The organism is Fontisphaera persica (assembly GCF_024832785.1).
Taxonomy (GTDB): Bacteria; Verrucomicrobiota; Verrucomicrobiia; order Limisphaerales; family Fontisphaeraceae; genus Fontisphaera; species Fontisphaera persica.
The window spans coordinates 983,992-997,912 of record NZ_CP116615.1 but is presented as its reverse complement, the minus strand read 5'-3'; the positions used below and the strand labels follow the sequence as shown (position 1 = coordinate 997,912).

At 60.8% G+C, this 13,921-nt stretch carries 1 protein-coding gene (cut by both window edges); it reads right to left on the bottom strand.

All 13,921 nt of this window come from inside a single coding sequence — locus NXS98_RS03565, proprotein convertase P-domain-containing protein (RefSeq protein WP_283847097.1), on the bottom strand. Of the gene's 62,124 coding nucleotides, 24,556 precede the window and 23,647 follow it; the stretch shown corresponds to coding positions 24,557–38,477 — codons 8,186 (partial) to 12,826 (partial); reading right to left, the first codon wholly in view occupies positions 13,917–13,919. Both the start codon and the stop codon lie outside the window.

Here is a 13,921-nt window from a genome sequence, read left to right as displayed (position 1 = left end):
ACATCCTGGCCGTCATTGGCGCCTGCCACCGACTGACCCATCAGCACCGCCGGCGTGATCAACGGAGGCTCATAACCCGTCGGCTGCATCGCTTCCGCCTGCGTCCAATCCAGCGGCAGCGTCATCTTAACCGCCCGCTCCGCTTCATTCGACCAGCGGAAATGTTGCTCCGCATACAGGGCGTCGCCGCCGTACAACACATCCCGCCCACCTTCGCCAAACATCAGCTCATCGCCCGCGCCCCCCACCAGAAAATCATCCGCTGGTCCGCCAAGGATGATGTCATCCCCCAAACCTCCGTATAAACGATCATTGCCACCAGCGGCGCCCACCGTTTCAATGCCCGTGAACGGTCCGGTCAGCACGAAGCGCTCATTATTGAGAATGACCACCGAACGGAAGCCCGCCACCAAAGCCAACGTGACCCGCGCATTATCCCCCAGCATGACATCCGTGCTGACCTCCCCGGTGCCACCATAAGCCAGGTCATTCCCGTAACCGCCGATGATAAGATCAGCTCCGGTCGCAATCGTCTGGGCAAAGGCATTGCCATACTCGGTAATGTAGTTGCGGACTTCCGTCAGATCATGCACATCCATCACGTCATCACCGCCCAGACCCAAGTCCACACTCTCCACAAAAATCAACTGGCCAAAAACATCATAAGCAATATGCGCCCCGTCCCCAAACAGGATGTCATCGCTGCCCATGCCGGCAATTACATCGCCCCCTACACCGGCCGCATCCAGCCCCCCGCTGCCGCCAATGATAATGTCCGCCGCCGGGCTGCCCGTAATGCGATCGCGCCCACCATATTGGCCGTCCAATGAGCGCGGGTCACGGTCTCCCACCACGAAGCCAATGCGCCCATTATCCCCAAACATCAGGTGCGGTTGCGCCGCCAGGCCGGCGTCAATGGTATCATCCCCCGTCCCCCCCAACAGCACATCACTGCCCGCTGCCCAAGCCGCATGGCTCAAGGGCCCGCTGTAAGAGAGGTAATCCAGGAAGTCATTGCCCCCAAAGGCCGCTTCCGCAGTGCGAATTTCCAGCAGCAAACCAGTTGCATCGCGGTCGTTGTATCCCCCGTCGCCAAGCAGAATGTCGTCCCCGGCCCCACCAAAGACCACATCGTTACCCATCCCGCCCATGAGCACATCATTGCCCCCGCTGCCATAGAGGAAGTCATGGCCACCGTAGGCCACCGACGGCGCCCCCGCCACCACATCCTTCGTGTAAATATCATTGGCATCCGCCGCCGCCGTATCCGTCCAAATCGCCCGCGTGCCCCCCGCCACCACGCCGTTGTCACCCAGGAGGACATTCCCCTCGCTACCCGGCCCACCGTACAGGGAATCATTGCCAGAACCACCCAGCAGAATGTCCAGACCCTGCCCGCCATTTTGGTCAAGGACATCATTGCCACCATATTCGGGCGACCGCGTTTCCACCCGCCGAATGGCGCCGTCCGCATCGCGCCATACATAACCATTGTCCCCCAGCACAATGTCATCGCCCTCGTCACCATCCAACCCATCATCCCCGCTGCCCCCCAGCAATATGTCCTCTCCCGCCCCGCCGCGCAGGATGTCATGGCCCCCAACCTCAGGCCCCAGCGTTGCCACATCAAACTCATTCGCGGAATCGCCCGTCTGCAAATAAACCACGCCATGGTCGCCGAGCAGTATATCGGTCAGCACATCCGCGCCGCCGTAAAGTTGATCATGACCCGCCCCGCCCATCAGAATGTCCCGCCCTTGATTTCCCGTCTGGTCCAGCACGTCATCACCGCCATAAGACAAATCAATGCTCCGCACCTCGGTCACCCGCCGCTGCGGGTCGCGGGTGATGTAACCGCCATCGCCCACAAGAATGTCATCGCCATCGCCGCCGCTCATGGTGTCCCCGCCCATCCCCGGCGCGTCAAAACCGCCAGAGCCGCCAAGTAAAATGTCATTGCCCGGCCCGCCCATGAGGACGTCGCGCCCGCCATACTGCGGCTGGTGGGTGTAAATGTCCCAGGTCTCGCCCGGCGCGGCATTGGGATCGTTGAGCACGACCACGCCATTGTCCCCCAGCAGAATGTTCTCCAGAGCCTCCTCCCCGCCCGCATACAACTGGTCGTCCCCGCTGCCGCCCAGCAATATGTCCGCCCCCGCGGCACCCGTTTGATCCAATAGATCATTACCGTCTCCCTGATGTTGTATCGCGGCGATGCGCACCGGACGATTGGCAGCGTCAAAAAGAATGTAGCCGCCATCTCCCAAAAGAATATCGTCGCCCGTCCCACCGCTCAGCGTGTCATTGGCCGTGCCGCCCAGGAGAATGTCCGCCCCCTCACCCCCGGCCAGGTTATCATTGCCGCCTTCAGCGTCGTTCGTGGTTTCAAAGCGCCGCAAACCGTAGTTGGACGCTCGCTCAAACACCGCCCCATCTCCCGCCAGCACGTCATCCCCCACCCCGCCCGAAATGACATCCATGGCATCCCCACCCATCAGGAAATCGTTCCCGCTGCCACCCAGCAAAGTGTCGTTGCCCTCATCGCCAAATGCGGTAACCCCCGCCGCCGTCAGCGTGGCGTCTATCCTGTCATTCCCCGTCTGACCCCGCACCAGCAGGTAACGCGGCGTGGTATCGGTAATGCTGACCGTATCCGCACCCGTGCCCGACCACACCGCAGTCACTTCCACCACCCCGAGGTTGGCGCGCGTGCTGCTGACCGTCATCTGGTTCCCGCCTGTGCCACCACGGATGAGAATGGCATTGGAGAATGTGCCCAGCCCCGCGTCGTAGAGACTGCGGAAACTGCCGTTGGAAGCAGTATAGGTTATTTCCGCCGGAGCCAAGCCGCGGAGCGTGTCGCGCGTGATCTCCACCGCGCCGTCCGCATCCGGATCATTCTGATCACTAACGAACAGAACATTGTTGTTGCCCCCGCTCGTATTCAAATAGGGCGTGGCCCCCAACTCCGCCCGCCCGCCCAGATACGGGCCGGCATCCAGCCGCACCGGGAACCGAAGGTCGTCCAGCGAGAAGTAATCCGAATGCACGTTGAACGTATCATTGCCCGCGCCGCCATACACCCACAATTCCGCCGGCGCAGTCTTGACCTGGAAGGTGTCATGGCCCGACCCCAATAGCACGTTCACACTTTCCAGATTGGTCAACAAAATACCCTCGGACAGCCCCAATCCGGCAATGCGCGCAAACAGGCCCGCTTGCGTCAACGGGTCCGCGTCCGTGCAATAAACCGGCTCCCCGCCCAGGAAGCGACGCGGCTCATTCCCCAGCGAAAGCTTGGCCTCACCCCCCGCGTATGTCAGCGTCACGAAGGCATCCGGCCCGTAAGGCCCGCTGCCCGCCCCCGGCTTGAGCACGTACACCGGCTCACCCCGCGCATGGAAGAGCGGACGGCCCTGCGCATCCACCGTGCTGGTGTACAACATGACATACCCATTCTCATCGAGCTTGAGATTCCCCGCCCCGTCCACCCGCGGCTGGCCGATCTGCACCCGTTCATCGCCGTAATAAAGCACCGGATCCCCCGCCTTGTATTTGGCCGGCGTGGCAATGCTGACGCGAAGGGTGACCGGCCCCGAGGCCCCCAACGGATTCACCGTGATGCGATCCGTCGCCGCATTGACGCTAAACTGGTTGTTGTTTAACCGATAGATGCGCGTCCCGTCATACACCACCAACCCCACCACATCCGCCGCCGTCAAATCGTACGCAAAGCCAGGCAGGGCCGACAAGTCAAGCACCACGGTGGCATTGCCCGTCACCCCCGTGAAGGTCGGCGGCGTGTAATAATTGCCCACTTCCACCCGCCCGCCCTGGCTGTTGATCAGGTCGTAAAGCTGAACCCGGCGATTGTAAATTATGGCCTGCCCACCCGTGTGCAGGAACGGTACATTCCCCGGATTCATCACCGGCTGGCCATTCTCATCATACACCTGCTCCCCACCCAGGTAGCGCTGGATGTCCCCCGTGAAATGCACCACCGGATCCCCCGCAAAGTGATACATCGGATCACCCGGCGCGTGCACCCGCATGGCGCCCGTCGCGTCATACAGAATCGCGCCAGTAAACACATCCCGCACGGGTTCTCCACCCTGATAAGTTAACGGCGCGCCCGTGAATGGATCCAATACCCGCTCACCGCCCAGGTAATACTTCAGCTCAGGGCTGGCCGACCCCCGGTGATATTGAAGCCTCCCTTGGGCATCAAGCTGATAGATTTCCGCCCAGTAATTCTCAATGGCCCCCGTCAACGTGGACGTGCTGCGGGCCGCGCTCACCACCACCGTGTCATTGCCCCCCGACCGGGCCACCCGCACATCCTCCGTCCGCCGCCACGTCACCACCTGCACCTGATTTACCGGAATCAACGAGGGCGCCACCGCCATGTAAGTGATAACCCGGTTATTCGAGAGCGGCAGACTCTTCTGCTCGTTGGGGATTTGTGCCTGGCTGTTGGGTGCGCCCAACACCGCCGCCAGTTCTGTCGGCGTGCCGGTCGTATTCCATAAGAGAGTGTGGAACACCGGCGCATGGACGCCCGGATGGATGATGCCGATGGCATCCAAATCGAAGCCGCCATTGCCGCTGTCAGTGCCCACGATGCGGATATACCGGGCAAACGACAGGCCGCCCAAATCATAAGACCGCGCAAACGCGTTGTTGGTGAAACCCTGGTCGCCCGCCAGTCGCACCGGAAAAGTCTGGCTGCCCTTCACACTCACCCACGTGATTCCATCCACGCTCACCAGCACGTCTATGCGGTTGAACTCCACCTCCCCGCTGTCATGCTCATAGACGGTGAAGTCCGGCCCGGGCCCGTTAAGCACCAGAATGTTGTTGTCCACCCGGTTGCCGTACTGGTCAATGTACAGCAGTGAGCCATTGACGAAGTCCGTCACGAACGCCTTGCGCGGCGTGACATTGAAGACTTCCTTGCCCTCCTCGTTCAAGTACACCGGCCGCGCCCCCGGTGTGTTGGCCGGCCGCTCCAAAATGACCGGAATGCCGCTGGCCGAACTGAGCACCTCCAATCCCTCGGCATCATACCACAACAACCGCCCCTGGGCATCCCGCTTCTGCACCCCGAACTTCTGGCGGCCCATCTCCTGCACCAGATTTTCGCGCACCGTGCCGTCGGCGTTTTGCACCACCACACGCAACTGGATGTAATGGGTGTTGACGTCCTCAAATAAGATCGGCCCCAGCTCCGGACGCGAATACCGGCGGCCCACTCCCGTTCCGTCAATCACCACCTGGTCCAGCGCCTCAGAATTGATAAATACACTCGGCGAACGCGCAATAATGTCGGCATATTCCGAGGCCATCACCGGTATGCTGCGCTCCTCAATGTCACCATCCCCGTCAAAGCTGATCCGCCCCGTGATGCCATCCAACCGATGATTATTATGGATTTCCACCCGATCATTCCCCGCCCCGCCCAGAATGGCAACGTTGCCATCGGCTTTCTGCACACGGATCAAGTCGTGGCCATCACCCGCCACCACCATCACGTCCAGCGGCGGCAATACAGCGCGCGCATTGGCCGCATCCGGCAGCAAGGTGAATACATCATCCCCCGCCGTCAGGCGCAAATCCAGCCGCTCAATCGCGTCAATCCACACGCCATCAAACCGCTGGCCGTCCAGCCCCACCCGGTTGGCCGGCTGCCCCAAACCGTTGAGGGTACGGAAGGTGTCCCAAAGCAACTGGCCCGTATCCACATCCCGATCCTGCTGGAAGATCGGATTCCCCAAGCGATCCTCTCCCACCTGCACCCGCCGCTGGAAAGACACCGTCTGCAACGTGCCCGGAATCGCTGGACCGTTCTGATTATGGATGACCAACAAGTCGCCCCGGTCTTCAAACTGATCCCCGCCCCGGATGATCAGCTTGCCCGCAATCCCGGTTAGATCATACGCCGCCTCCGCTTTGAACACGAACGTGGGGGGATCCACCGTAATGGAAGGCGGCTGCACCAATTTGGTGCGCTGCTCCAAATGGCCAATCTGATAACCCACCTGCCCGGTGACCACCGTCACCTCGTAGCGCGTCACCGGAATGATGAAATTCCAGGCAATCTTCTCCCGCACAATGATTTGCGCGCTGCTGACCGCCGCATTGATGTCGTCATTGCGGAAGTACGGGAAAATGCGGCTCCATCCCGCAAACACCGAGCTGACGCGGTCGGCCAGCGCCTTCCGCGCCGCCTGTTCATTCGTAGCACCCACGCCAAACCAATGCAACAGGCTCTCCCAGAAGTTCAATTCAAACTCGAAGTACATCCCATTGAGATTCCAGGTGAACGAATCCCATACCACTTCCGGCGGCAATTGCACCTGAATCGGTGGCGGCGTGTACGTGTAGGATGGCGGATCAAACACCAGCGGCGGCGGATCCCCGCCCAGGTGTATGATGTCATCGCCGGAACCTCCCACCACCGTGGTCTCAAACTGAGCGCTGGTCCGCAGCACATAAATCTCATCGCCGCCGCCACCGCCATCCACTTCAATGGCCTCAATGTTCGAGAAGGTCACGATTCGGCCCGCCCCGGCAATGTAGGTATCCGTGACAATGAACACATCACGAATCGGCGTGCCCACGATCACAATGGTGTCTATGCCGCTGCCGCCATTGATCTCCACCGGCGCGTTCTGCAGGTAATCATACCGGTTCATCCCCGCGCCCCCGAAGAGCGCCGCCAGGTTGGTGACCTCGTTCGGATTGTCCGCATTCTCCCGCAACACCAGGAAAGTCTTGAGCAGGAACCGGTCATTCCCATCGCCCCCGTGCAAGAACAGCTTGGCCCGATTGTGGTTCACCTCAAACCGGTCATTCTGCCCTTCGCCCATCACAAACAACGGCGCCGAATTGCCGTTGGTCATGTTTTCGGTGTCCGCCACCGGCACGCCATCAGGATATTCCAGATTCCGGTTGCCCTTGTCCGGAATCAACGGCACGGTCCCAATGACAATCTCATCGTCGCCACCCCCCAAATTAACCAGCGTCACCACCACCGTGTCATTGCTCAGCACACTGTCATTGCCGCCAAATGTCTGCACATACACCCGCTCCATCTGCCGGTAGGTCACCACATCCCGCCCGGCGGCGGAGGGATCCCCAAACGTAATGACCCCAAACCGGAACGCCCCCGCCCCGCCCGCATCCAAGGTCACCCGATCCGCTTGTTGCGTGCCGTTGACCACCAGAATGTCCACGCCAGAACCCATGCCCGTGTCATTGATGGCGACCCGCATCCCCTGGCTCCCCGTGAAGTTGAGAAGGTAATACTCGGGCCAGGACTGCTCATTCCCCCGGTTGTCCAGCGTGACCGAACCCGTCCAGGCCGAGACCTGGAGATTGGCATTGCCCACCGTCACCACCCCATCCTGATCGCCGATGACGATGGTGTTGTTGCCGTTGCCGCCCGTCAGCACCGCGATTTCAAAGATGCGCTTCAAATCCTCCACCGTGGCCCCCGCCTGGTAACGATCCCCGCGGCTGTGAATCACCAGATCCGGATCCTCCTGCTTCACCGCGGCCTCCAGCGTGGATTGCTCAATCCAGTTCTCCCGCTGCGGCAACCGTTGCGTGCCCGTATTGGCCAGCAACGTGCCCACAATGAACGTGTTGTCCGTCAGCGTCATGTCCGCATCCAGCGTTTCCACCAACGTGTCGCTGCCCCCCGTGTCGAAGAACGTGTCCCACCCCCACCCGCCGGTCACACGGTCATTCCCCCAGCCGCTGTCCAGCACATCATCAAACGGCGACCCCACAAGTTCATCATGGCCCTCCGCCCCCACCAACGTCATGGCCACCATGTCCGGCACAGTGTATTCAGGGTCACCTCCGGCCAGCGCGGATGCGTCAATTCGGTCGTTGCCAGCCAGCGCTTCGATCCGCATCTGATCTCCCTCCGATCGCACACTGCCGGAGAGGTTCACATCATAGAAGCCCACGCGGTTGATGCGCAGCGTCTGATAACGATGCGTGGCCGGATTGGGATTCTCGGCGGTCAGCACAAATTGATCCGCCCCGCCCGTGCCATAAAGGGTCAGCCGGTCAGTCGCGCCGTCATCATTGGTGATGACGTTGGGCACCACGTTGTTAATGCGGTCATCGGTGGTATTCGGGTCATCATCCAGATCCAGCACCTCCACCCGTGTCCCACTCACCGTATAGCGCTTGCCAAAATTGACATTGACCGCCTGAATGCCGCTGCCCGCCAGGTCATTGATTGTGACGACATCGGCTCCCGCCCCGCCATCCACCGTGATGTCCTCCACGCCAAACGTGGTTACTGTGCCGTCGTTCAGCCCCACATTAATCTGGCGTGTGCCCGCCCCCCGCGCCACCGTTATGGTGTCGGCCTGCTCCGTGCCCAGCACCACCACGTAATCCCGTTCATTATTCCCATGGTCGGCATACACCGTGCTCCCCGCCACATTCCCTTCCAGCCGCACCATGTCACTCCCCGTCCCCGCATACACCGTGTCAACGCCGCCCCCGCCATAAATCACATCATCACCGCCATCGCCGTACAGATTGTCATTGCCCGGCCCGCCATACATCGTGTCATCCCCCGCCCCACCCCGAATGGTCACCGGCGCCGTGCCCTTGTACCGGATGATGTCCGTCCCATCGCCTCCCTCCAATTGCTGCACATTATTCGAATCGGTCTCCAGATAATCATCACCCGTCCCCCCCCGCATCCTTACTGGCCCCGTCGAGTACACCATCAAAATGTCATTGCCCGATCCCCCGTCCACGTCCACCGGGATTTTGACACTCGGCGCCACCAGCACCGAGTCATTGCCCGATCCCATGTGGATGGTCAGATTAGTCACGTTCTGATAAATGTTCGTCCGCCCGTACCCAGACACCAGAATGGTGCCGGAGTTCTGGTCTCCCGTCACCTGGTCAAACGCCAGCGCCTCGTCCGGCATCCCATGCCCGTTGCTGTCCAGCCCAATGTTGCGCGCGTCCCCGCGCAAGTCGCCCGCATTTGCCACCAGCTCGCCTCCCGTGGTGGTGTCCCAACTGCGCATCTGGCTGATGGTGGTGGCATTGGGCGCGCCCGCCAGATACACCGGCTTGGGCAGCTCCAGGTAGCCCAGGTGGAATCGCGCCGTGGCTTTGAAGGTAAAGAACAGGAACTTAATCTTGAATTGCACCTCCAATGTTATCGGCACCGTCCCGGCTCCCTCCACATCCAAGGCCGCGCTCAACCCCACCGAGGCCAGCGTGAACCCAAAAGCGTAAGCCGACACATACGCCCCAATTTCCAGCCGGAAATGATAATACGGATTGCCTATCGCATCCGTCGTGTGTGTGCTCAATATTCGGAAATTAAAGCCGCCCTCCAAACCGAACGACCGCGACCCCAACAACACATTCCCGCTGACACTGATGTCAAAGTCGCCATCCGACTCCAGATGAATGTTGCCATACAGCGTCAGCACCCCGAACACGTCCAGATTCGCCGTGGCATCCAGTGTCCATTCATTGTTGGCAATGACAATGCGAAACGCGGCGTCAAACTTGAGCACCTGCAGAATCTTCACGTTGCCGCTCAATGCCAGCTCAAATCCCGGTTGCACCGTAATGCCGCTCACCGCGGACGTCCGCGCCACCCCCGTCGTGTTCAATCGCATCCGCCCGGAGGCGCCAATCTCAAATATGGTCGCATTGGCGTTGGCGGACACCGCCAGATCAAGCACCAGCCCCGGATGGCTGTCGTAATACACGGCCGCCAGCCCGTGCGCGCTGAAGGAGAGGAAGCCAATGAAGAAATCCACATGAAACTCCAACTGCACCTGGCTGCTCGAAATCAGGAAATCCACACTGCCACTGCCCCGCGCAAAGCCCAGAAACTCCACCTCTCCCGCCAGATGCAGCCGGAACCCGGGCTGCACCGTCACCGTCGGCCCGCCCGGCACCGCGAAGGATTGCGCGCTCGACGTGGTGTTCAGTTCCAACACCGCCGACACATTGAACCGCAAACCAATGCCCGACCCAAAATTGGCGTCGAGACTGATGCCGATGCTGGTCACCAAACCCTGCGCGTTGATACGCATCAACCCCACCACCGCCAGTTGACCAATCGGATTCAATTGCAGCGAGGCAAATGCCATGACCTGCAATTCAGTGGCCGTCAGCGTGAACTCAAAATACCCTTGAATCACCAGCGTGTTGGCGATGTTCATGTCGCCCCGCATCATCACCTTGAAGCCCTGGGTGATGGTCAGCGTTTCCTGCGTCACCACCAAACGGTTGTTGGCATCGCGTTCAAACCCGTTGAACCGCCCGTTGGCGTCCTTCCGAATCTTGAACGTCTCAATGGTGCGCGCGTCGCTGAAGGTGTTGATTTCCAGCAAAAACTCTCCGTTCAAGCTCACGTGCGGGATTTCGTTGGCCCCCAGCGTCAAATGCACCCGCCCCACCACCCCCGTCTCCGCGCCCACATAAGCATTGAAATTCAAACTCCCCGTCAGCGCGCCCAAATAACGAATGCGCGTCCCCACCGCCCCCGTCACCTTGATGAACCCACCCTGCTGGTTGCCCCCCGCCTGGATTTGCAAAAAGCCGTTCAACTCCAGCACATTGCCCAGCGTCAACTGCGCCTCCACCGTCACCGAGAAATAAACCTCCGGCGCCTTGGTCGGATCCTCCGTCCCGTCCAGCTTCGGCGCGGCGCGGTAAATGTGGATCGTCGCCGACTGCCCCGGCAGCAGCAACGGCAGGAAACTCTCCGGCAGCACGAATTGCTGCGATTGCATGGTGGTGTTGAACATGGCCGTCACCGTCCCCGAAGCCGAGAAAAGACTCCCCACATTCGGCAGGCCAATGTCTATCCCGCGTCCCACAAAGAAATACCCGGCCACCCCCGGCGTCACCCCCGGCCGCACCTGCCCAAACCCGTCCAGCCCCGTGATGATGACAAAATATCCCGTCGCCGACCCATAATTGATCTGGGCATCCCCAATCCCAAACGAGAGGCTGGCCGTGGCAAAGATCTCAAAACGCTCCGGACTGATGCCAATGTAGAACCCGCCATTCAGCCGGAACAAATCCGCGCTCATCCCCGGCGGCCGCAATCGCGCCTGCCCCGCCACCTCCAGCGCAAACGACAACGGTTTCAATTCAAACGTGCGGGTCACATCCGCCCCGCCCGGCCCCAAACCGCGCAGGGTCAGGGTCTCCGTCTTGGTGTACGGCGTGGTGTTGATTTGCAGGACGCCCTTGGCGTACAGGAAAATGCCATATTGCTCCAGCGCGCTGAAGTTGGTCTCCAGGGTCGCCACCCCCCAGAACTGCGGCACCGCACTCATGGTGCCCGACATATCTAAAATAAATCTTCCCGCCGAAGCCCCCACCGTCCCGAGTTTGAAGATGCGCAACTGCCCCGAGAAATCCAGGGTGAAGATGACCCGGGTGTAATCAATATCCAGCACCACCGACGCCGTCAGGGAAATCAGCGGCTCATCCAGAAAATCCGCCGCCCGCAACTCGATGCCGCCCGACAATTCAATAAAGAACGTGCTCGCCTGCGTGATGATGCGCACCTGCTCGCTCGACGCCACCCCTTGATTGCCCGCCGCATCCTGCCAGCTTCCTGCCACGAAGTTCACTGTCAGCACCCCGGTGTTCAGCAGCCCGGTATAGGAGTAACGGAAGGTGTTGGTCCCTGCCAGCTCGCCCGGTTGCGTGGGCGCGCCATTGACCATCACATTCTCCCCATTGGCCCCCGTCAACGTAAACTCAGGCGCTGAATCCAGGATGGATGCCACGTCCAGGCGGCCGCCATTCACCGGGGTGAACGTCACCTCAAGGTACCTCACCCCGTTCAACACCTCGCGATCCACAACCGTCCTCGGCATCGGTTTGGCCAGCGTCGCCCGCGGCACCTGCACGGCAAAGCTCTCCCGGGCGGCCAGATTGGTCGTGCCCGCATCATCTGTCCAGGTCCCCGCCACGTATTCCACCGTGTACACTCCCGGCCCCAGCGGCCCCGATAACGTGTAACGGTACGTGTCGGTCCCCGCCACCCGCTGCGGCGCACCCACCGCAATCGTGTCGCCCGCCGCATTCTTGAGAATGATTTCATCCCCATTAATGCTCGCATGATTCATCACCCGGTTGGCGGTGGGGCGGAAGGTGATCAACAGCGCCCCTTGTTGTGCCAGCACATCGCGTCCCACCACCCCGCCGGCCTGTGGATTGGACAGCGTGGCCGTGGCGCCCTGCACGGTGAACGTCTGCGTGAACCCAATGTTGCCGCTGGCCGTCCCGCTGGCATCATTGGTATTCTTCCACGCCCCCGGCAGGAAGTTCACCGACACTTCGCCAAGTCCAAAGCCATCCTCGCTGGTGGTCAGGTAATAACGGAAGGTATTGCCATTGACCTGCGCCGGCTGACCTATCGTCACCCCGCTGGGCGCCGCCCCGCCAAAGTTAAACTCCGGATTGGCATCCAGCACACTCGCCACATCCAGCGTGCCTCCCGCCGTCGGGAAGAAACGAACATCCAGATAACTTCGGTTGTTGGTGGCAGCCAGGTTGCCCAGACTAACCACCGCTCCGCCTTGCGTGCCCCCCACCAACTGCCCGACCGGAGCAGCCGCATAAGACCAGCTCCCCGCCAGATAGGTCAGCGTCACCTCGCCCTCACCCGCAAATTCACCCACCAGCCAATAACGGAATCGCAGAGTCCCCAGACTCGGATCCGCCAGACGCAACGGCGGCTGCGATTCATCCAAACGCACCGTCCCCAATCCCGGTCCGCTCAACGCAAACTCCGGATCCAAATCCAGGATGGAATCCGCATTGAACGTCAGCCCGGACGGTGCCGTCGGCAGCACAAAGTCCACATCCAACCAGTTGCGCCCATTGAGCAGCCGCACGTCTATGCTGCCGCCAGTTCCCGGGCTGGCCAGCACCGCCGTGGCGCCGTCCACTGCAAAGGTCAACGTCTGCGCCTCATTGGCCGCGCCCGTCGTCACGTTGCCATTCGTATCGGTAACATCCGCATTCTTGAAGCTCCCCGCCGTGATTTGCAACGTCACCTCCCCGCGCGGGAACGTAAAATTGGCGGCGGTAATCACATAGCGGAACCGCGTCACCCCCTCGCGGCGAATGGCATTAATCAGCGCCGCCTGCGCATTGGCGGCATTTTGCTGATCCGCCGCCGTCACCTGCAACGGCGTCACCTCCAATATGCCGCTCTCATTAACCCGCGATACCATCGGCACCGGCGTGCCCTCCACCGTTACTGACTGGCCGTCAATGACGAGTTGGAATTCCGGCGCGCTGTCCAGGATGCTCGCCAAATCCAGGTTGGCCCCCGGCGGAGCATGGAACACGACATCCACATACGGCCGATTCGTGTAGCTGGTCCCCGTGTGCGTGGTCACCGTCGTCAGCCGGTTGTTGACCACATTCAAATCCACCCGCCCCGCCGGATCCACCAACGCCACCGTCGGCTTGCTCAACGCCGCCGTCCCCGCCTCCGGGTCAATCACATCGAAAGCCACCTCCTCCCCGCTCGCATTGCGGAAGCCCATCTTCAACTTGCCGTAAATTGTCAGCAGCCGCACCTGATCCGGAATATCCGCCAGGAACAACACCACCACATTCCCCGAGGCCACCCGCGACAAATCCGCATACAACCGCCCGCTGATGCTGATTTGATCCGCCGCAAAGTTGAGCCTGCCAATGATCAGGAATTTGCCGTCCGTGCTGAACTTCACCGTCACTTCCCCGTTAAACACCTCCTTGGAGGTGTAAATGGTGAATATCTTCGCGCTGCCCGTGATGGTCATCGGCGCCGTAAACGCCGCTGCAAAACCGCCCAACGCCGGATTGGCCTTGACCATGTTGTACTGCGTCACCACCTGTTGCTTCA